Consider the following 21,012-nt stretch of genomic DNA (forward strand, 5'->3'; position numbering starts at 1 on the left):
CACCTAAAATTTGCCAGATAAGCAATATCCGTGAAAATATAACTCAATTACAATACAATATACATATCAACACAGCTGCTACCAGCGCATTTTCAAGAAGGCCGCTTATGTCTAATATTAAACTCAATATTGCATTAACCTGCTCAGTGCTAGCACTGGCATTTTCTGGGTTTAACGTTATTCAAACTAAGTTAGCTTCGAGCCCGGTGAGCACAGTCCCCTATTTAGCGCAAACTCAAGAACCACCGCAGCCAGCTCAGCTCCCCTCTGAATCTTCACTGCCCTCAGAGCATAGCGAAGTGACGGCACTGAAAGCACGAATTGCCAAGCTTGAAAAACAATTAAGCACGGCGACGAATACAGGCTCTGGGCTTGCTTTTAGCGATAGTGATATTGATAGTGCCGACTTTGAATCCTTAGTCTTTGCCCTGATAGACAAACATGAGGAACAAAAAATAGCAGAGATGAAAGCCGAAAACCCCATTTATGGCTTTTATGAAGACCTGCCTGATGACTATGAAATGCGCATCAAAACCGACCCTGAATACGCCACCCAAATCAGTAATGAGCTGAAGCAGAAGGTCCTCAATAGCAGCCTACCGGCGGCTGAGCGGCTGGCCGCAATGAGTCAATTACAAATGAATATGTTTATGCTAAACCGTAACGAGCTTGAGCAATACGATTATCAAGCGGTGGAGTCTATTTTGAATATGACCCACAGCATGAGCGATGAAAAACTGCGTTTGCAAGCCTTAGAGTTGGTGTCGCGTACCCCTATTGTCGATGAGCGGTTGTCACAATCGTTTGTCAAAATGCTCGAGCAAGAGCCCAATGATTATGTAAAGAGCCTGGCAGCTGAGGGCTTAATGTCGCAATACTTTCAATCGGGCTCTAAGCCAAAGCAACAACGGAAAATTGCCCAAGACTTATTATCCTTGTATGAACATGCGTCCGATCCTAAGGTAAAAGCCATCTTGAAAAACTTAATGGGCGATGAGCGCATGCTGGAAGAATTACAGCGCCAAGCCAACGGTTAATTGTGAGCTGTTGCCGTTTGGCAACAGTTTAGCTGCCGCGAGAAAATTTTTTTTTTACTACTTCTGCTACTGATGACCTTACAGCCCTTATAGATTGGCTGAAGTGCATGCAAAAAAATATTTCACAGTCGTTGTCATACCCCACCAGCGCGCTGTAACTTTTCCACTAGGACACCACGTAGAACACTCACCACCTCCCTCTGTTGCCAATAAGCAACAACTTAAGCTATTGATTTTTATAGGGTAGTAAAAGACCCAAACAATACCTGTTGCCAAATAGCAACACCCAGCCTGAACCCGTTCTTAACAAAATCCCAGAAAGAAATTTAACACATTGTTTTTAAATGATTTTTAAATTATGGCATCAAAGTTGGAATAGTCTCTGTGAAAGCACAATTTGGCTGCTCAATGTAATGAGTACAGCAACAACAAGTTACTTAACAGGAGAGACATTATGAAAACAGCAATCACAGCAGTAAGCGCGTTATTAGCATTAGCGTCACTTGGCGCGCATGCCACATCCACATTTGATCAATACGACAGCGATGGTGATGGTTACATTTCTCTAAGTGAGTCAAAAGCTAATCCAAAGCTTATGGCACAGTTTAAAGACTTAGACGCGGATCAAGATGGTCAACTTAGTCCTGAAGAATTCGCTCAATTCAAAGGCTAAAACCAACATCACTGGTAAGTAAAATAAGGAGAGTAACATGAAAAACCTATCAATATTGATTGCAACAGCAGCGTTATCACTGAGTTCAACAGCGGCGTTTGCCAAGGCTGATTTTGCGAAATACGACCTTGATGGTAACGGCACCATTAGCATCAAAGAAGCACAGGTTGACGAAGCTCTAGTCGAGCAGTTTAACGACCTAGATAGCAATGCCGATGGCGTGTTAAGCAAATCCGAGTTTGCCAAGTACTAATACCAAGCTTGCTTATATATTGAAACATAGTGAGGAGAATGGCTATGAAAATTAGAAATGTATTTATGACTACCGTAGGTATTTTGGTCAGCACCATGGCATTGGCAGCAACTTTATCTTTTCAAGATATTGATAAAGACCAAGATGGTCAGATCAGTGAGGCTGAAGCCGCCGTTTCAAGTGAATTACTAGGACAGTTCAAACAGTTGGACAGCGATAAAAATGGCCAATTGAGTGCATCGGAGTTTGCTAACTTCAAAAAATAGTATAGCTGGCAGCCTATGACGTTCCGCTCACTGTTATTACCAATAATAGGCTGCATTTATAGCTCATTCAGCAAGGAGTTTGTAATGAAAAAAACACTACTAATCATCAGTACTTTTAGTGCAATGTTTGCGGCACAAGCCATGGCTGCAGACTTTAAAGACTACGACTTAGACCAAGATGGTTTTATTTCGAAAAGCGAAGCCGCTTTATCTGAGTCGCTCGCGTCTATTTTCGATAAGTTAGATAGCGACGGTGATGGCAAGCTATCAGAGCAAGAGTTTAATCAGTAAGCTTGTGATATTCACTATCACGCCTCCCCAAGCTCGGTATTGCCGAGCTTTTTTTGTGAGTCACCGGCAATTTAGCTGAGGGAATTGGCATCGGCTGACAGTTCCACCCAACGCAGTTCACGGATCCAACGAACCATATGAGGAAACCCATGGTTAGGGCAGGTCATCTGCCAAGCCGCTAGTAAGGGTTGACCAAACAACCCACCTTGTTGAAAGGTATTTATTAATGACTGGCTGGCTCCTTTATAGCCATGCTCATGCAGCACCACCTCCAGTGGTAAGCCTATTTTTGTTATGGCCGCAACCGACCAGGCAATGGCTGCGATTTCTTCACCATGCATCGCTTGCTTTTCTCTTCCTCGCAGCAAACCATTACGATACACATCAGCATTAAGATAAGGCCTAAACGCCGGCTCACACACAGCAATATGACCAGCTTCATGAAGTATATCGCCAGGGTATTTCAAGCTTTCTATATCGATATGTAAGACGCCATTGTGGGTCTCTAAGCCTGGTAGGAAGCTGCCATTCGACACCGCACACAACTTAAATGGCAACCCTATCTCGCTAAGAAACTGGCAAATGCGAGTTATTTCAGACTGCATCATCTACTCCCTTTATCATCATGGTTATCCTAACGCTTTGCCATGCTGCTTGACATTACCTTAACTTACAGAAGCAAGTAGTTTACTGGCAAATATTGACCAATGCTGTTTTTTTACACAAACTAGATGATGTTGCAGTTATCAGCAAGGAGCCTGCTATGCTTTTGACAGAATTACTCGGTATCTCCATTCCTATGATCCAAGCCCCGATGGCTGGGGTACAAAACTGGCGTTTGGCTGCTGCCGCTGCAAATGCCGGAGCCTTAGGATCTATTCCCTGTGGCATGTTAAGTCCAAACCAAGTTGTCGATGAAATCGAAGCCTTTAGAGAAAATGCCTCCGGGCCCTACAACTTAAACTTTTTCTGTCATGACATGCCAGAGCGCAACCCATACCAAATGGAGAATTGGCTGAAAAAGCTGTCGCCCTACTATAAGGTTCTGGACCTAAAACCCAATACTCAAACCAGTTCCAGCTTACGCATGCCATTTGATGCACAAATGGCGGCTGCCATTGCGCCCTATAAGCCCCCGGTGATTAGTTTTCATTTCGGCCTTCCAAGCCCTGAGTTAGTTGAGCTGATAAAGTCGTGGGGAACCACCATCTTGTCTTCGGCCACCACCTTAGAAGAGGGTAAGTGGCTTGAACAGCATGGCGCTGATATTGTGATTGCACAGGGAATTGAAGCCGGTGGCCATCGTGCGACCTTCACCTCCGCGCGCATGCAATCGCAGCTGCATACTAGGCAGCTGGTCACAATTCTGGCCGATGCCCTGAGCATTCCAGTGGTTGCCGCCGGTGGCATCGCCTCACATCATGATGTAAAAATGATGCATGATTTGGGTGCCTGCGGCACTCAAGTGGGTACATGCTTTTTACTCTGTGATGAAGCCGATACCTCAGCAGTGCATCGAACCGCATTAAAGTCGTTAGCCGCCCCTTCTGCCATCACCAATATTTTCACTGGAAAACCCGCTCGTGGCATTGAGAATAAGCTCATGGTCGAGCTCAACTATATGTCTAAAGATGTGCCTGATTTCCCCTATGCAGCGGCGGCTTTAGCCCCCCTAAGAGCAGCCGCAGAGTCACAAGGCCGCGGTGACTTTAGCCATTTGTGGTCAGGTGCAAACCGTCAAGGGTGCCGCGAAATAAGCACTAAAGCCATGATTGATTTGCTCTGGCAAGGACTAGAATAGTGTCTTAACGTTGCGAGCCAACCATATCCTAGCGTTGGCTCACACTTTGCTCTTCACCTCTACCAGACTCAACAAAAACATTTAATTAACATTTTTGACACACTTTGAGTTTATGCTCTACCTTTAGGTTTCAGCCACCTGTGCTGTTCACCTGAATTTCAATTAACATAAATATAACTTGGAGTCGTGCATGAAATACTCTTTTTTAGCCGCAGCGATATGCTGTGCTAGCAGCGCTGTTGCCAACCCACAATGTCCTAACTTAGTTGAGCTAGAGACCCGCTATACAGCCCCAGATATGACAGATCGTAGCTTTAACAACCCACTCAATCGTTACCTTTCTTGGCTGCCTAGCTACCATATGGTGCACGACCAAATTAGCGCTGCAGAGCAACCGATTCAGCTTACAGCAAAATTCGATCACGGCAGCGTCAGCCACAAAGACTTAGAGTTTGAAACGGTAGAGTTTTACTATCGCGGTGAAACGGATAGCCAATGGCGCTATGTCGGCCAGCAAACCACCAACGGTGATGGCAAAGCGTTTATCACCTTACCAGGCTTACCCGCTGGGCAATACCGTGTATACGCAGGCGTACCCGCTGATGGCACTGGCGCAGAAGGATTTGTTACGGTGGTGGAACCTGGCACTCAAGCCGTGCTATTTGATATTGATGGCACCTTAACGCAATCTGATGCTGAGCAAATCGGCGACTATACGGGCATTAAGTATGCCGACCCCAAAGACGCAGCCTTTGATTTAGTACATCACTATCTCGACCGCGGCTATCAGCCAGTGTACTTAACCGCACGAGTTTATTGGTATGCCAAAGGCACCCGCAGCTGGCTAGAATGGATGGGGTTACCGCAAGGTTTCTTACGCACTTCGTTAAGCAATGAGACCAGTTTGTTTAAAACGGCTGAATACAAAACCGCTGAAATTAATCGCCTTAAAGCCCAAGGGTTGGACATTGTTCGTGCCTATGGCAATGCAAAAACCGATGCCGAAGCCTTTATTACTGCGGGGATCCCAGCAAGTGATGCCTTCACCATTGGTCCTGATGCTGGTCACTATGGCACCACCGCCATCACCACAGACAGCTACCGAGCTCACTTAGGCGACTTAACGTCATACCCCAACGCCAACTGCCAATAAAGCCCCCTGGGCGAGTTACTCCTCGCCCTTAAAATTAACAAAACCTTAACTTTTTACCATTCTAGCTTGACCTCTGACCAGCCTGTTCTACAGTGTATTTTGTTACTATTTTGTAATAATTGGAGCAAGTACATGAAAAAAATAATTACACTCACCCTGACGGCACTGCTGTTGCTAGCTAAACCTGCCTACAGCAATGAGCCACTGCAATACCCCGTGGTACTAGTACACGGCTTATTTGGTTTTGATAACTTACTTGGGGTAGATTATTTCTACCGTGTGCCACAAGCAATGCAGGCGGTGGGCGCAGACGTCCATGTTGCAGAAGTGTCGTCCGCCCATAATTCCGAATTACGAGGGGAGCAGTTGCTGCAGCAAGTGGCATTAATCAGGTCCATTACCGGCAAAGACAAAGTGAACCTAATAGGGCACAGTCAAGGAGCGCAAACCATTCGTTATGTCGCCTCAGTGAAACCACAATGGGTGGCCTCAGTGACCAGTATCGGTGGTGTTAACTGGGGCAGTCGCTTTGCCGATGTGGTCCGCGGCAACGTCGATAACGACTCTTTTTCAGAGCAGTTTCTTGCTAGTTTAGCCAATGGCCTAGCTGGATTAATCGATTTGCTCTCCGGCAAAGCAACCGCACCCAAAGACGCCATTGAGGCACTAGAAGCGCTGACCACTTCTGGCTCAATAGCGTTTAATCAAAAGTATCCCGAAGGGGTTCCAGCACAATACTGTGGAGAGCGGCAAAGTCTGGCTGACAATGGCGTGCATTACTTTTCTTGGAGTGGCAGTAAAGCGTGGACCAATGTCTTTGATCCCGCAGACAATGCCCTGGCTTTATTTTCCCAAGTATTTGATGAGCCCAATGATGGACTGGTTTCGGCATGCTCAAGTAACCTCGGCTTTGTGATCGGCAATCAGTTCAAAATGAATCATTTAGATCAGGTTAATCAGACGCTTGGGATCCACCACCTATTTGAAACGGATCCATTAACCTTATATCGCCAACATGTCGCTCGGCTAAAAGCATTAAACCTATGAAGTACTGGATAACGGCATTGATAGTCTGCCTCACCATCGGCTGGTGGGGCGGACTCTCTAAAAAAGCACCACCGATTGCAAGTAACGACAGTGATAACAGAGTGGTCACAGAGCTTAAGCTCAGCCAAGCACCTCTGGCGAGCGTGGAGGTTAATAACCCGGATACATGCCCAGCAATCACTTTAGCAGATAAGCATACGCTGGATGACTGGGTGCTACAGCTACAACAGCAGCAACGCACCGCGCAGTGGCAAACACAGCTATCATCACTGCCTCAGTGCTTACAGCCTCTGGCACAGCGTTATTTGAGGTATCGACAAGCGCTTACCAGTGTTGATGATACCCTCAATTTAGCCGAGCGCTTGGAACTACTCACCAGCCTACAACGGCAGTTTTTTTCAACCCAGCTCATAGCGGTTTGGTTTGCAGACGAAAATGACTGGCACCAGCACGCATTAGCGCGTTGGCAGATTTTGGCTGATCAGAGTCAAAGTGATGCACAAAAAGCACAATTAATTGTCACCCATATAAGCCAATTAAATGAAGATGACCAAGCGATTGTGGCTAAACAACAGCAATTACAACGGCTCGCTAAGGAATGGCAAACAATGAGTTATAATGAGCTGGCCGATAAGGTGGGAACAGCGGCTGCTACTCGATTAATGCAAGCACAGCAGCAGCAACAACAATGGCAAAGTAGAGTGCAAGCTTTCGTCACCCAAACAGCGCAAATACATGCTCAGTATGGTGATACTACTAGGGCAAAGCAGGAAATAGCACGGCTTAAGCGCAACGACTTTAGTCCAAATGAACGTAAACGCTTGGCGGTGCTTGTGCCTTAGTGTTTTTGCTTTATTGCTAGTAAGCTATCAAGTATAAAACACCCAATTTGAGCCAACTTATGATTATCGAGCCGTCACGCTGGGCAATTTATACTGACTGTTTTTTTCGCCCCATTAAGCCATTAAGCCCCGATAGTGAAGGGGCCATTATCAGTTTGTGGAATCCGCTTGGCAAGGTTTACTCTGTAGCGGCTAACCGTCGCATTACGCGATTTTGGCAAGGGGCTTTACAGCGCCAGCAAAGTCCCTATCAACTATTGTGGGGTGGTGATAAGCACATGCAGTACCGTGAACTCAGTGTGCTGCTAGCATGCAACTTAAACGACGCTATTCATTGGTCACAGCGTATGCAACAACTGGCGTTTTACTTTGTCGAGGACCACAGCATCACCTTGTTCAATACCCAGTTTCCGAGTCAACATCAGCAACTCAAAGGCACCTTTGCAGAGCGCATTGGTTATCAGCGCCTGCCTAAGCGCAATCAGGCCACGACGTAAAGCACATTTATTATCATGCTGATTTTGTCAGTAATGCGGTGATCATCTTGCGCACCGTTTCTACGCGACGGGGTAAACTCGCCATGCGTTTGGTACACAAATACAGGGGTTCGCTCACCGGATGTGCCAAGGTATGAAGGCTAATTTTATGCTGATTAGCGTAGCCGGCCAGCGCTTGGCTCGGCAATACCGTAAACCCAAGCCCCCGGCTAACAGGCTCAGCTATTAAACTAATTTGATTACAAAACCCCGATTTTTTTATTCCCTCAATACGCTGAAACTCGGCAAAGTTTTGACTTAATAACAGACTGGCATGATGGCCACCATCAGGGTGGTCGATAAACCCAAGTTGCTGTAATTTTTCCCACGTGGGGTTGCATAGCTTTGCTGGCGTTACTAGCACCAGAGTGTCCTCACCAATAAGCTCGCTGTCAATATTAGGCTGTGTACTGGAAGCAGTCATCAATCCAATATCAACTCGGTTATCGAGTATCGCTCGCTCTATGTCTTGGTTTGGCGCAAAGCGATGATCTATAGTCAACTCAGTATGCTGTTGTTGCAATTCAAGGAGTGCAGGGTAGAGTTTCAGTCCGATGCTTCCGGGGCTCATTACCTTTACTTCTCCGATATAAGGGGAGTCGACCCGTACACTTTGCGCCAAGTTTTCTAGTGCCAACAATACATCAGGGGCTTGCTGATAGAGACGTTTGCCCGCATCAGTTAAAGAAAACTGCTTACCCTCTCTTATCAGCAAGCCTGTGCCGACTTGCGCTTCTAGCTTGCGAATGTGCTGACTGACACCCGATTGCGTCATATAAAGCTGCTCTGCGGTACGAGTAAAGTGCTCAAGCTCTACCAAGGTACAAAATGTTCGCAGCCAAGTGGTATTTATCATTACAAAGTGTACTTAAAAATATAAAAAATGATAATTTAACTTAATAGCACAACAGAATTAAGCTGTCACCAACATCAATGAGGAGACAGCAAATGACTAATACTTACCCGAGAAGTTTTTCACATATCGGTATCTCAGTGCCAGACCTTGAAGCCGCAGTAAAATTCTACACTGAAGTCTTAGGTTGGTATTTAATTATGAAGCCAACTGAAATTATTGAAGATGATAGTGCCATCGGTGAAATGTGTACCGATGTGTTTGGCGTGGGCTGGCAACGCTTTAAAATTGCCCACTTATCCACTGGCGATCGTATCGGCGTTGAATTATTTCAGTTCCAACAACAACAGAACCCCGAAGACAACTTTGAATACTGGAAGACAGGCGTATTTCACTTTTGCGTTCAAGACCCAGACGTAGAAGGTCTAGCAGAGCGGATCGTCGCGGCGGGAGGTAAAAAGCGCATGGCAAAGCCGAGATACTACTACCCTGGTGAAAAACCCTATCGCATGATTTATATGGAAGATCCGTTCGGCAATATTTTAAAAATTTACAGCCATAGCTATGAACTAACTTACAGTGACGGAGCTTACTAATGTAACTCTTACCTTGCCCAGGGTTGCCTCAATCAAATAGTGAGGCAGCCGACCTAAATTGATAGCTCCAGCTACAGGCTTTTCATTACCCCAGCCATAGTTTATGGACGGGTTTTTCTTCTTTAATGGCAAACTCGTCTACCCATACTTTAAGGTTTTCTATACTCATGGGTTTAGCAAAGTAAAAACCTTGAACGTGCTGGCAACCTAGCTCTTTCAAACGCGCGAGTTGTCCTTCTTGCTCAACCCCTTCCGCTATCACATGCAGCGATAGGCTTCGCGCCATGGATAAAATAGCATTAACCAGCACGGCAGCATCTTGGCATTGGTCGAGGTCTTGAATAAACCCTTGATCGATTTTTAAGGTATTGATGGGGAAGTGCTTTAAATAACTCAGTGAAGAATAACCGGTACCAAAGTCATCGATTGCTAAACTTACACCCGTTGCCCTTAAGCTTTGTAACCAATCGGTAACGGCATTGTCGTCTTCCAACAGGATGCTTTCAGTGATCTCGAGAGTTAAATTATGGGCCCGAAATCCTGAGGATTGCATGGCCTTTTTAATGGTGGTGGCATTAAACCCTAAACGATATTGCTGACTGGAAACGTTTACTGTGAGGCAACAGTTCATGCCCAATTGCACGTTCATACTCTGAATGTCGCGGCACGCCTGTAACAATAGCCACTCGCCAAGCGGTGCAATTAGGCCACTTTCTTCAGCAACGGGGATAAACTCAGCCGGTGAAATAAAGTCCCCAAAGTCAGTCGGCCAGCGCATTAAGGCTTCAACGCCATACAATTTCCCAGTAGCAATATCAATGATCGGCTGATAATGCACTGTGAGTTTTTGCAGCTCTAATGCCGTACGTAAATGTTGCTCTAACTCAACACGGCGATTGACCTGCTCTTGCATTTCTTGGGCAAAGAAATGATATTGGTGCCTGCCGGCTTCTTTGGCTTTATACATGGCCAAATCAGCTAAGCGTAACAACTCTTTATGATCTTGCGCGTCTTCTGGCAAAATGGCAATACCAATGCTGGCTCCGGTAAAGACTTCAAAGCCACTAATATCAAACGGCGCACTGAGCGCTTCAATAATTTTATCCGCCACTTGTGCTGCGTGGTCGGGGTGAGCAACTTGGCTAAGCAATAACACAAATTCATCACCACCAAAGCGGCTTAGGGTATCACTTTTACGGATAAGATCACTCAAGCGGTCCGCGACCGCGATCAGTAAGGCATCTCCAGCTTCATGGCCCATGGTATCATTAACACGCTTGAAGCGATCTAAGTCGATAAATAACACCGCGCTGTGATGGTTTGTACGTGACATGCGCTTAATGTCTTGCTCGATGCGCTCAAGCAGTAAAGTCCGATTAGGCAGCCCTGTTAAGACGTCGTAATAGGCCTGATATTCAATTTGTTCTTCTTGCGCTTTGCGCTCTGTCATATCCGACAAAATGGCGACATACTGCTGTACTTGGCCTTTGTCATCGTTTACCACACTGATGGCCAACCACTCTGGATAAATAGAGCCGTCTTTGCGCTTGTTCCAAATTTCACTGGCCCAATGGCCTTTACTTTCCAGCGTTGACCACATCTGCTCATAAAAGTGTTTGTCATGTTTGCCTGAGCTTAAAATACTGGGTTTCTTGCCAATCACCTCGTGTTCTTGGTAGCCGGTTATTTTAGTGAAAGCAGGATTAATGGCGGTGATTTCCAACTTAGCATTGGTGGTCATAATGCCCTCTTGGGTGGCATTAAACACCGCAGCCGCGGTTTTGAGCTGAGCACTGGCGCGTTTTTGTGCTGTGATATCTTCATTAATGGCAATAAAGTTAATCACTTCACCTTGCTGGTTCTTAATGGGCGATATGGAAGCATACTCCCAATAATAATCCCCTGATTTTCTGCGGTTATGGAACTCCCCTCGCCACACCTCACCGCTATTTATCGCTTGCCACAGTTGCTTATTATCGGTAAAGCTTTGCTCCGCACCGAGCATTTTGGGCGTTTTACCTTTCACTTCATCGAGGCTGTAACCGGTTATCTTTTCAAATTTAGGGTTAACGTATTCGATACGCGCTCGGGTGTCGGTAATGACAATGGAGGAGGGGCTTTGCTCAATGGCATGACCCCATTTGCGTAACTCTTCTTCGGCTTGCTTAAACAAAGAAACGTTGACGCTAACATACACTTGTCCGCCATTGTGGGTTTCAGTCTGTTTAACCTGTAACCAAGCCCCTTTGTCGGTTTTATGCAGGTTGGCATTATCACAAAAAAACGCCGCAAAACGTTGCTGCCAGTCACTGAGCTTTTGCGGTAACTCGTCTTCGTCAGTAAAGCCAAAATGACTGCGCCAAGCTTTGTTGCATAACATTAGGTTCCCAGCGCGGCTAAATAACGCAAAGCCCTCAGTTAATCGTGCTACGGCGTCGGAGAGTGTTTGGCTGGTACTTTGAATCTTTCTTTTCGCTGCGTTTAAGCGATTAGCAGCAATGATCAACACCAAAAACAATAATATGGCGATGGCCAATAACACCTCACTTAGGTGTCTAGCATCTTCAATGGTTGTGGTATAAAAATGATTATAGGCGCTGTTGAGTTCACTAAAGGCTTGCTCGGTAGGAATAGCTAAAAAAGCCTGCTTGGCGTCGCTCAGCTCAGTACCTGCAGCGGTAGCCACATCAAAATGGCGGTTAACCAATTGGCTAAGTTGCGTGCCAGACAAAGGCGTCAGGGCCTTTGCTTGGGTACCTTGGTAGAGTTCACTCAGCATCAGCTGAGTTAAGTTTTTATTTGCAAGCTCTGCATGTTCTGGACTAATTTGTTCCAACTCAGCAATAAGTTCAGGAAGATACAAGACACTGTTGCGAATCGTAGCTGCGGCTGTTTTAATTGACTCGAGTTGTTCAGACTTTTGCTGCAACAGCTGCAGATACTGCTTGAACTGATGTTGAATGGCACTTGGGGTTTGCTCGAATAACTCCACCGACTCTGGCCGTGTTAGTTGCTCTACAGCGTGGGTCAGTTGCGCCAAACTGTCGTACTGGTTGAGTTGCGCACTGAGCATTTGCAGTACCGCAGTATCTAATTTGGCATCTAAGCTTTTGGCCTCAATTAACAAGGCCACTCGCGCCTTATGAGCTTGTCCGCTCACCTCTTGCTGAGAGTAAAAATAGGAAAACAAGGCCACAGGCACACACAATAAAAGCGCCTGCACTCCAGCGAATGCTTTATTCTTCATTTATACTGTCCACGTCCATCTCTTTGTGTTTTCCTGCTAAGCTACCAATAAATGCGGCGATTTTGCTAATGTCAGAAGCAGGTAAAGAGCGACCAAGTTGGTACTTTGCCATTGTGGCTATCGCCGCTTCTAAACTGGCATGACTGGCATCATGAAAAAAATAAGATTGCTTGCTGGCGAGTCGTAGACTCGGCACTTTAAAAACAAATTTATCTTTTTCCTTTCCTGTTACATTATAGCGGCCAAAATCAGATTGCGTCACACGAGTTCCTCGATCAGCAAAATAATCACCAAAGGTCCCCATTTTAGCAAACATATTACCACCGACATTTCGCCCTTGGTGACAACTAATACAACCATAACGCTTAAACAGATCATACCCAGCCAACACTACCTCAGGTAAATTGTAGCCCTTATCTTGTAACCAGAGGTCAAAAGGCGCATCGGTCGTTACTAGGGAGCTTTCATAGGCAGCAATAGCATCTTTAATACTGTGTTTCGTTAATCCTTTTGGGTAAATTGCATTAAACTTTTTTACCAAGGTCTTATCTTGGTTTAACTTCGCCACCAGCAAAGGCCACTCCATGTCGTGTTCGTTGCGATTTTCAATCGGTGACTCAACTTGTTCATACAGTGACCCGGCACTACCATCCCAAGCCTGGCGTACATTCCACACCACATTATAAATAGTTGGGGTTTTTAACTCGCCAGTGCGACCATTAACCCCAGTGGAAAGGGGCTTTACATCAGCACCATGAAGCGCCAAGCGGTGACATGAAGCACAGCTGATCTGGTCACCTTTTGATAACCGCCGATCATGAAATAACGTTCGGCCTAATGCCACTTTATTAGCGTCGAGTGTTGCTATTGGCTCGAGTGGCAGGATCGGTTCACTTGCAAATACCCATACAGGAAACAGCCCAAGTAATACTATCCAAATACCCATATATTCACCGAAGTTACCGTCTTGATGTTCAAGATAACAGCAATTTAAGCACTAAATTTTGATTTAAAATAAGCTTGTTGGATTCAGCTCAGCGACCCGAGTCCCGCTAAAAGAACCATGGCTTATCACTTCCTCTGAGTAGCAAAAGAAAATTCAACCGCTGTTTTTGTTATTAATACTGTCAAAATAAGTAATTCAGCCTAAGCTTGAAGGAGTCACCTGCATCCAAGGAGGATAAATGGAACATCTAGTGAAAGGCTATATATCAGCCTACAACCAGTTCGATATTGACAGCATGCTGGAGAAGCTGACCGACGATATCATTTTTGAAAACCACGCTAATGGCGAAGTAATCACTAGAACAACCACTAAAACGCAGTTTGCCGAGCTGGTAAAGCAAGCCGCTGAGTTGTTCTGTGAGCGCCAGCAGACCATCTCGAGCACCACCGCAGACAACGACATGGTTATTGTGCAATCTAGCTACCATGCGAAGTTAGCCCATGATTTAGCGAATGGCATGAAGGCAGGGCAAACCATTTCACTGCAAGGTCGCTCAGAATATGCCTTTCGCGATGGCAAAATTTGTTCTATAAAAGACTTTCTGTAGTTATTTACAGCGCTTTGCGATGCTTTTTTAAGAGGTCGCCAAATCGCGTTAATAACCACAGTAAGTATCTCGCTAAGATGAATGGCGTAATTAACTTAACACAGTACTGAAAAGCAACAGCAAGCATAGATTAGGAGCAAGGCAATGGGACTATTGAGTGGATTAATGGGAAATGCCAGCGAAGTAGAAGGCAAGGACATCGACGAGCTATTAGCCGATACGTTAATTGCAGATGAAGAAGTCGCGCAAGCCTATAAGGTTATCCGAGACTTATTTATTTTTACCAATAAGCGTTTAATTTTAATCGATAAACAAGGCATGACTGGCAGTAAAGTGGAAATGCTCAGTATTCCTTACAGTAAAATTACTAAATTCAGTAAGGAGTCTGCGGGCCATTTTGATTTAGATGCTGAGTTAAAAATTTGGATAGGCTCTGATCCCACCCCCATCAGTAAAGAATTTAAAGCAGGAGATAACATCAATCAAGTGTATAAAATTATCTCGCAATACTGCTTGTAAAATAAGCCACATAGCCCGCATCGATGATTACAGCCTGTAAGCATCATCGGGCTGCAAATATCGCTTTGTCTTACTGTGCGAAAGAGTGATTACTATTAGCGATGACCCCTTACCCTAGGCATAATGACACTGTGCACTCGTGACTTGCATTTACGGGCTTTGTCCCCCACAATTATGTAACCATTTTTAGTTACCTTTTAAAAAGTAACCAATATAAGTTACATAAAATGATACCATCACCTTTTTATGCCGTGATCACCGCCGATATTGTTGCCTCGCAAAGCCTATCTAGGCAGCAATTTTTGGTGACTTAACGCAAAGTCGTGACCCCAAGCTCACCGAGTATGTGATGCTTGGCACACTCATCAGTGTCTTAATTGCTTTAGCCATTGGTACCGCAGTTAAACCATTTCTGACGCTCACGCCATAACACTTGACATTACCTAGGATGCCTGCAAAATATTGTCAGGCATCGACCTCATCATTCTATTTCAGGAGCCGCCATCACCATGAATAACTAAGCCTATTGTAACTGTCGAATTTATTTTTCTTTCCAGTGCAAGGCTTTGGTATTTTTGTGATGCCCACCTTCTTCAACCAACGTAACTTTGGGTCTAATACTACTCGCTTCTGCACGCCTTTAACTAGGAGCATATTGGTATGCCAAGAATACAGTTAAAAGATGCGGGGATCATGCTGGCTGATGGCCGCCCCCTTTTTCAACACCTCGATGTTAATCTCACCCAACAGTTTATTGCCATCACTGGGCCCAACGGCGCAGGTAAATCACACCTACTAGCGGCGATGGCAAAACAAACGCCACTAACCTCAGGGCATCTGCAAATCCAAGGTCAATATTATTACCTGCCACAAGATGCCGCACATCGCTTTAATTCGATTGCCGCAATGCTGGGGGTCGAGCAAAAACTCAACGCGCTGCAGCGTGCTCAGTGCGGTCAAGCGGATCCCCATGACTTTGCTATCATTGCCGATGATTGGCAACTTGAGCACCGTTGGCAGGCGCAATTGCAGCCACAACAATTACAATTGACAACCCCCTTTACGGACAAAAGCCCAGGTCAACGAATGCAAAGCTTTATCGCCGCATTGCTTAGCGAGCCTGCTATCTTGTTGTTAGATGAGCCCAGTAACCACATGGACAGTAAGCATCGTCATTGGCTCGCCACGCAATTGCAGCAACACAGCGCTGGGGTCGCCATTGTCAGCCATGACCCTGTGTTATTAGATGCAGCGGATCATATTCTCTACCTGGAAGACGGTGCCATACAACATCATTCCCTAGGATTTACCGCGCTGCAGCAAAGCCTTGCTCAACAACAGCGTAAGTTGCAACAACATCATCAGGCACAAAAAGCCCAGTCTCGGGCATTACAACAGGCCTTACACAAAGCTCAAGCCCAACAGCAACGGCAACAATCCAAAGGCAAGCAAAAGGTACGTGCTGGCAGTCAAAGCAAATTAGAGGCTGACTTTAAAGCAGATAGAAACGCTAAACGGTTGGCCCAGCAAAGCCATAAATTGCAGCAATCACAGCAGCAACTTAAGCAAGACTCACAGTATTATAACGATAAACAGCAGCGGTTTTACTTTAACCAAGCAACTCAGAGTAGGGCCGTTATTGAGCTGGCCGATGCGCAACTGCCTTATGTACAGCAGCCACCGCTAAATGTGCGTTTTACCACCGCTCACCGTCTGCGCTTATTAGGAGACAATGGCACAGGAAAGTCTGTATTACTAAAAACTCTGGCAGGGCAATTGGATATTGTCCACGGCCGCATTGCTTGTCCGACTGAGATGATCTACCTCGATCAACATTGCAGCTGGTTAAGCGATGAGTGCAGTTTACTTGATGCCGCTTGTCGCCGACTCGATAAACCGCAACATGAAATCATCACCGCTTTTGCCAGCGTCGGGATCACTGTAAATCAGGTATCTCAGCCCATAGCGCAATTAAGTGGTGGAGAAAAAGTAAAAGCGGCAATCATTATCGCCATCCAGTTAGAGGGTTACTTATTGCTCGATGAACCAGACAATCACCTCGATATTAACGCGCAGCTCGAGCTTGCGGCGGTGTTAAACCAAATCCCAAACGGATTTATGCTGGTCAGCCATAATGATTATTTTTGTCAGCAACTCGAGGAGGTTAGGACTATGACTTTGACCACAACTGGGGTGTTATAGCCTAACGTCTGATAAAAAAAGGGGGAGGAAGGAACGCCTCCCCCTTTGGCACTTAGTGGCGTCTCTGTAATAACCACTAAACTGACGTAGCTTACGGCGACTGCTGTGCCGCTAGCTACTTTGGACGGTTACGCTATTAAAGCGGTAATACCTCAAGTGTGGTGACATAACTGCCAACACGCTTACTCGCAGGGGCTTGTGCGCGTTCATCTTGGTACTCAACTTCAAGCCAATACATTCCAGGTTGCGACAATGTCATGGTTACCTCACCATTGGCATCCGCAGTGTATTTATTGGCCGAGGCCTTATCACGGTACTTTTCATCTTGACGTACAAGGGTCATTTCAGCTCCCTCAGCCGCTTCTCCATCCATGGTGAACTGTAAAGTAAAGGCTTCGCCAGTATATAAATCATTAGGGTGGCTAATGGGGTTAAGTTCCAATCCCTTACCTGTGGGTTTTAGAGCAGTTTGGTTAGGCGCGCCTAAGGTGACAAACACCTCCAGTCTTCTGGCGACATCGGTAACCTGTAAATCCTCTGCTGTTTTCGGCACTTGTTGATTAAAGTCAGCCAGTGTTGCCACTTTGCCACGACCTGGCCAATAATGCTTCTTGCCATCACTGTCAGTCCAACGTGCCACTAGCGAACGACTTTGATTGAAGACTTTATAGGTACCAGGCTGAGTGAGTTCTAGATCAAAGACACTGCGGTATTTCAACTTTGCTTTATTTTGCAGAGCCACGTTATTTCCCGAAGGAGAGAGGGCAGTCAACCGCTCTACAGGATAAGCGTAATGATCGGGATTAAAAATACCATTGGCAATTGCTGCGTCAAAGGTCACCCACTCACTGTCGCCAGATACCACAGTGGTGCTGGGTTTGATCCACACTCGGTGGGCTTCACTAAGTGGACTGTAGGCAGCGAGTGCAACTAAAACAGTAGAAACGAGTGATGAAATTTTCAAAATTAGGGCTCCATAGTTAACATTATTGTGGCAAGCTCAGACTTACCTTCTGCAATCACAGTGACAGGTTTGGTGATTGGCAATGAGATAGGTAGCTTAATGACCTCGCGACCACCCAGCTCACGGGCAGCTTCGACAAACAGGGTATAGTCACCGTTAGGCAGAGCCTTAAATTCCTCTTGCCACGGTGATAGATCTATTGTGGCCTTACCGGGCCGCCTGGTTGCGCCTGTGACACCGTCAATCGGTAGAGATAAGCTGCGGCCACTGCGACGCCACCATAAGCGCATATCTTTCAACCACTTTTCTCCCTCGCGCTGCGCCAGGTTAATGTCGTACCAAATGGCAATATCAAGCACGCGGCGCTGTTGACTATTCGCTAGCCAAACGGCGACATAAGGAGGATGGTACTCTGCGACATTAAGACGCGGAATGTTCACTTCCAGGGTATCGGCTTTGGCATGAGCCGGAAACATCAACACCAAAGCGGGTAATACCAATCCTGCAGCCACCAGCGGCCAAGTCGACTTCCGGGCTCTGGAATGTTTATACAACAGCCATAACCCAGTCACTGAAAAAACCACACACGCTAGTGAAAAAACATCAATAAACATACGCCATGCAAATCCTGTATTGCGTCCTTTATGAAGATCGTTGAGATAGGAAACCCAACCCCGATCGGTTATTTCTTGATAAAACTCGCCACTGTCGAGGGCAACACTAAACCAACCATCGCCACCTGCACGCGGCATAGCAACATACAGCTCATAGTCACTCCACTGCAGCTGTTTTAGAGCAGGTAAGGTCGCGCCGGTTTGCGATTGATACCAGGACACAAAACTGTGCGGTAAGGTATTGTTTGCTGCCGATGCTTTTAGTGCTGACAGCAGCGCTTCCGGCACCACGGCTTCATGGGCCTGAGTATGAGGCTTGGCCTCAATCTCACTGGCGTGGTTCAAAGTGATCCCCGTCAGGGCAAATAGCAGCAAACCCACTAAGCAAACCGCTGAACTCATCCAATGCCACGTGCGCCAATCAAATAGCTTTTTCAGCCGTTTTTTTGGGCGCTTGGCTCGCTGACGTGAGCTCGTCATTAAAAGCTCCATGCCAATGAGGCCCAGTAGCGACGACCGTCCTCAATGTAACCGTATTCCGCTTCGGTGATCTTTTCATCAAACAGGTTATACACCCCAACACCGAGTTTGATACTGCGGTTGAGCTGATAGTTGGCCCCCAGATCGGTAAAATTATAGGAAGGCGCAACTAAGCTACGCTGTGATGGCCCAGTCACAGGCTGACTTTCCTCGCCGCGATAATGGAAGCGCAGCCAGCTGCTTAAGGCATCGCTGTGTTGATAGTTCAATGAAGCTTGAAATAAATGCTTCGGCAACTGATTTAGTGGGTTGCCAGCATAGGCGCCGGTTTTTTGTTCCGAGTCGGTATAGGTGTAGTTGGCATTGAGCTTTAATTGCTTAGTTAACTGACCGGTAAAGCTGACTTCTCCCCCTTGGGTGATGGCTTCATCGACATTGACGTAAGTAGTTGGTAACGAACCAAATTCATTTGGGCCATCGGTGCACTTAGTTAACGGGCACGATACACGAGAAATCTTATCATCGAATTCATTATAAAATACCGTCGCAGAGGCTGAGACACCGTCATTGAGGTCAACATACACACCTAACTCGTAATTAAGCGACGTTTCTGGGTTTAAATCTGGGTTGCCGTAAATGTTGCCGCCACGGCTAACCTGTCCCCATGCTGCGGTACTTTGCCTTAGGTTTGGTGCTCTAAATCCGCTTGATATGCCACCTTTTACGGTGACTCTATCTGACGCATTAAACACACCATATAAGCGTGGGCTAAGGTGACCACCAAAGTTACCATCTTTGTCATAGCGCAGTCCCATTGTCAGGGCAAAGGGCTCTACTAAACGCCACTCATCTTCGGCAAAAACCGACCACTGATCGTTATCAACTTGCTCTAGATCGCTGATCCGGTTACTGGTTTTGTCGCTTAGATCCTCTTTTAGATACGCCACACCAATAGAGCTGGTGTGCAGTTCACCCAGCGGCAGTGTCCACAACGATTGTAAGTTGGTGTTTTCAACCACCATCTCACGAGATTTATTGTCAAACTGCTCATGCTTTAGGTAAGTTCGAGAGCTACCAAATGACCAATAACCATTGTGCGCCAGTGACACCGATTCACTGTCGTATTCGGTGGTGGTTGACTCAGGGCAACCGCGACGTCCACACGGTTCACCGGGTGCCAATGGGGCCACCGTCTTGCCTAATGTGGCATCGAGGGTTTGCGAGGCCATGCCGTAATCAAACAGCCACTCATGTTGCTCAGATGGGGTATAAGCCAACTTCACCTTTAGGGTGTCGGCATCACGGCCTCTAAAGCCGGATACTAAGTCATCTTCATCTCGCTGAGTGGTCTGGCCGTAAACTTGTATACCTAAGGTGTCTTTTACCAAGGCGCCAGCGGTAAAAAAGTTTGCTTGGTAAATATTGCCAGAGCGACTGTCCTCTTGGCTGGTGGTATCAAGGCGGACCTCACCATGCCAGGAATCAGGCGTCTTTTTAGTAATAATATTGATCACCCCACCAATGGCATCAGAGCCGTATAGAGATGACATCGGGCCGCGTATAACTTCAATGCGCTCAATCGCCGCAACAGGGGGCGTCCATGCGCCTTCCACGCCCGGACCATCACTGTTGGGGCGAGTTTCACGGGAGTTTTGTCTCTGGCCATCCACCAAAATAAGGGTGTATTGGCTGCCCATGCCTCGTAGGCTGATATCCTCTCTGTCACCTCCACCGGTCACCACGACGCCAGGCACATCAGTCATTGCGTCAGTTAAGTCACGATAAAAACGTTGCTGTAATTCCTCTTGGTCGATAACACTTATCGAGGCTGGAGCATTTTTTAACAGCTGTTCAAAACCAGAAGCCGAGACGACTATCACCTCTACCGCTTCTTTTGTTGGTGTTTTTACATCACCCTGAGCCAAGCTAGAACACGGCAATGCAGCTGCAATAGCTAAAGAAAGTGGCGCCAAACTACGACAGGCCATCAACATCGAGAAACCTCCATGATAGAATATAAAGTAAATAGCAATTATTTTCATTTGTAATGGTATGATGATTGCGTCTTTTCGAGCAATGCGGTTT

General features: G+C 46.3%; 21 protein-coding genes and 1 pseudogene. 15 read left to right on the forward strand and 7 right to left on the reverse strand.

Annotated features, from left to right (window positions below):
• The first annotated feature begins 107 nt into the window (after positions 1-107).
• The 5 genes from ACNKW2_RS01030 (at position 108) to ACNKW2_RS01050 (ending at position 2,520) form a co-directional block, all read left to right on the forward strand.
• Entirely contained in the window at positions 108-1,037 is a 930-nt protein-coding gene (locus ACNKW2_RS01030; RefSeq protein WP_419146891.1) for a hypothetical protein, read from the forward strand.
• A 454-nt stretch (positions 1,038-1,491) separates the two neighbouring features.
• Entirely contained in the window at positions 1,492-1,710 is a 219-nt protein-coding gene (locus ACNKW2_RS01035; RefSeq protein WP_336565432.1) for an EF-hand domain-containing protein, read from the forward strand.
• 37 nt (positions 1,711-1,747) lie between these two features.
• Positions 1,748-1,963 carry an EF-hand domain-containing protein gene (locus ACNKW2_RS01040; protein WP_336565433.1) on the forward strand — a complete coding sequence of 72 codons (216 nt, stop codon included), beginning with the start codon at positions 1,748-1,750 and terminating at the stop codon, positions 1,961-1,963.
• Between the two features lie 44 nt (positions 1,964-2,007).
• Positions 2,008-2,229 carry an EF-hand domain-containing protein gene (locus tag ACNKW2_RS01045; protein WP_336565434.1) on the forward strand — a complete coding sequence of 74 codons (222 nt, stop codon included), beginning with the start codon at positions 2,008-2,010 and terminating at the stop codon, positions 2,227-2,229.
• 84 nt (positions 2,230-2,313) lie between these two features.
• On the forward strand, positions 2,314-2,520 hold the full coding sequence (locus ACNKW2_RS01050) for an EF-hand domain-containing protein (protein WP_336565435.1): 207 nt from the start codon (positions 2,314-2,316) through the stop codon (positions 2,518-2,520).
• A gap of 71 nt (positions 2,521-2,591) precedes the next feature.
• Here the strand turns inward: ACNKW2_RS01050 and ACNKW2_RS01055 are convergent, their stop codons facing one another.
• On the reverse strand, positions 2,592-3,125 hold the full coding sequence (locus ACNKW2_RS01055) for a hypothetical protein (protein WP_419146892.1): 534 nt from the start codon (positions 3,123-3,125) through the stop codon (positions 2,592-2,594).
• A 158-nt stretch (positions 3,126-3,283) separates the two neighbouring features.
• Here ACNKW2_RS01055 and ACNKW2_RS01060 point away from each other — a divergent pair, with 158 nt between their 5' ends.
• The 5 genes from ACNKW2_RS01060 (at position 3,284) to ACNKW2_RS01080 (ending at position 7,860) form a co-directional block, all read left to right on the forward strand.
• Positions 3,284-4,321: an NAD(P)H-dependent flavin oxidoreductase gene (locus ACNKW2_RS01060; RefSeq protein ID WP_419146893.1), complete on the forward strand. Its 1,038-nt coding sequence runs from the start codon at positions 3,284-3,286 to the stop codon at positions 4,319-4,321.
• A 190-nt stretch (positions 4,322-4,511) separates the two neighbouring features.
• On the forward strand, positions 4,512-5,474 hold the full coding sequence (locus ACNKW2_RS01065) for an LNS2 domain-containing protein (RefSeq protein ID WP_419146894.1): 963 nt from the start codon (positions 4,512-4,514) through the stop codon (positions 5,472-5,474).
• A 132-nt stretch (positions 5,475-5,606) separates the two neighbouring features.
• Positions 5,607-6,521: an esterase/lipase family protein gene (locus tag ACNKW2_RS01070; RefSeq protein ID WP_419146895.1), complete on the forward strand. Its 915-nt coding sequence runs from the start codon at positions 5,607-5,609 to the stop codon at positions 6,519-6,521.
• The gene (locus ACNKW2_RS01075) at positions 6,518-7,363 is read left to right on the forward strand and encodes a lipase secretion chaperone (RefSeq protein ID WP_419146896.1); all 846 of its coding nucleotides are present in this window, start codon (positions 6,518-6,520) and stop codon (positions 7,361-7,363) included. Before ACNKW2_RS01070 ends, ACNKW2_RS01075 begins: the two co-directional genes overlap by 4 nt.
• Before the next feature lie 59 nt (positions 7,364-7,422).
• Positions 7,423-7,860, forward strand: coding sequence for a DUF3293 domain-containing protein (locus ACNKW2_RS01080; RefSeq protein ID WP_419146897.1), 438 nt, complete (start codon positions 7,423-7,425; stop codon positions 7,858-7,860).
• Positions 7,861-7,873: 13 nt separating this feature from the next.
• Here ACNKW2_RS01080 and ACNKW2_RS01085 read toward each other — a convergent pair whose 3' ends face one another.
• Entirely contained in the window at positions 7,874-8,755 is an 882-nt protein-coding gene (locus ACNKW2_RS01085; protein ID WP_419146898.1) for a LysR family transcriptional regulator, read from the reverse strand.
• 92 nt (positions 8,756-8,847) lie between these two features.
• On the opposite strand from ACNKW2_RS01085, the gene ACNKW2_RS01090 reads away from it, so the two are divergent.
• Positions 8,848-9,348 carry a lactoylglutathione lyase family protein gene (locus ACNKW2_RS01090; protein ID WP_419146899.1) on the forward strand — a complete coding sequence of 167 codons (501 nt, stop codon included), beginning with the start codon at positions 8,848-8,850 and terminating at the stop codon, positions 9,346-9,348.
• A gap of 85 nt (positions 9,349-9,433) precedes the next feature.
• On the opposite strand, the gene ACNKW2_RS01095 is transcribed toward ACNKW2_RS01090, so the two are convergent.
• Both ACNKW2_RS01095 and ACNKW2_RS01100 read right to left on the reverse strand, forming a co-directional pair.
• Complete coding sequence (locus ACNKW2_RS01095; RefSeq protein WP_419146900.1) at positions 9,434-12,595, reverse strand: EAL domain-containing protein; 3,162 nt, start codon at positions 12,593-12,595, stop codon at positions 9,434-9,436.
• Positions 12,585-13,541 carry a cytochrome-c peroxidase gene (locus ACNKW2_RS01100; protein ID WP_419146901.1) on the reverse strand — a complete coding sequence of 319 codons (957 nt, stop codon included), beginning with the start codon at positions 13,539-13,541 and terminating at the stop codon, positions 12,585-12,587. Before ACNKW2_RS01100 ends, ACNKW2_RS01095 begins: the two co-directional genes overlap by 11 nt.
• A gap of 238 nt (positions 13,542-13,779) precedes the next feature.
• On the opposite strand from ACNKW2_RS01100, the gene ACNKW2_RS01105 reads away from it, so the two are divergent.
• From ACNKW2_RS01105 to ACNKW2_RS01120, 4 genes and pseudogenes are all read left to right on the forward strand, one after another.
• Positions 13,780-14,148 carry a nuclear transport factor 2 family protein gene (locus ACNKW2_RS01105; protein ID WP_419146902.1) on the forward strand — a complete coding sequence of 123 codons (369 nt, stop codon included), beginning with the start codon at positions 13,780-13,782 and terminating at the stop codon, positions 14,146-14,148.
• 144 nt (positions 14,149-14,292) lie between these two features.
• The gene (locus tag ACNKW2_RS01110; RefSeq protein ID WP_336565447.1) at positions 14,293-14,667 is read left to right on the forward strand and encodes a PH domain-containing protein; all 375 of its coding nucleotides are present in this window, start codon (positions 14,293-14,295) and stop codon (positions 14,665-14,667) included.
• Positions 14,668-14,968: 301 nt separating this feature from the next.
• Positions 14,969-15,097, forward strand: a pseudogene (locus ACNKW2_RS01115) (DUF3307 domain-containing protein); the annotation flags it as partial.
• A gap of 230 nt (positions 15,098-15,327) precedes the next feature.
• Positions 15,328-16,869: an ATP-binding cassette domain-containing protein gene (locus tag ACNKW2_RS01120; RefSeq protein ID WP_419146903.1), complete on the forward strand. Its 1,542-nt coding sequence runs from the start codon at positions 15,328-15,330 to the stop codon at positions 16,867-16,869.
• A 136-nt stretch (positions 16,870-17,005) separates the two neighbouring features.
• On the opposite strand, the gene ACNKW2_RS01125 is transcribed toward ACNKW2_RS01120, so the two are convergent.
• Genes ACNKW2_RS01125 through ACNKW2_RS01135 form a run of 3 tightly spaced genes read right to left on the reverse strand, consistent with a single transcriptional unit; the run spans position 17,006 to position 20,921 of the window.
• Positions 17,006-17,833, reverse strand: coding sequence for a DUF4198 domain-containing protein (locus ACNKW2_RS01125; protein ID WP_419146904.1), 828 nt, complete (start codon positions 17,831-17,833; stop codon positions 17,006-17,008).
• Between the two features lie 2 nt (positions 17,834-17,835).
• Positions 17,836-18,927, reverse strand: coding sequence for a PepSY-associated TM helix domain-containing protein (locus ACNKW2_RS01130; protein WP_419146905.1), 1,092 nt, complete (start codon positions 18,925-18,927; stop codon positions 17,836-17,838).
• Entirely contained in the window at positions 18,927-20,921 is a 1,995-nt protein-coding gene (locus ACNKW2_RS01135) for a ligand-gated channel protein (RefSeq protein ID WP_419146906.1), read from the reverse strand. The genes ACNKW2_RS01130 and ACNKW2_RS01135 overlap by 1 nt, the downstream gene beginning before the upstream one ends.
• Positions 20,922-21,012: the final 91 nt, after the last annotated feature.

This window comes from Pseudoalteromonas 'SMAR', assembly GCF_048515945.1.
Lineage (GTDB): Bacteria > Pseudomonadota > Gammaproteobacteria > Enterobacterales > Alteromonadaceae > Pseudoalteromonas.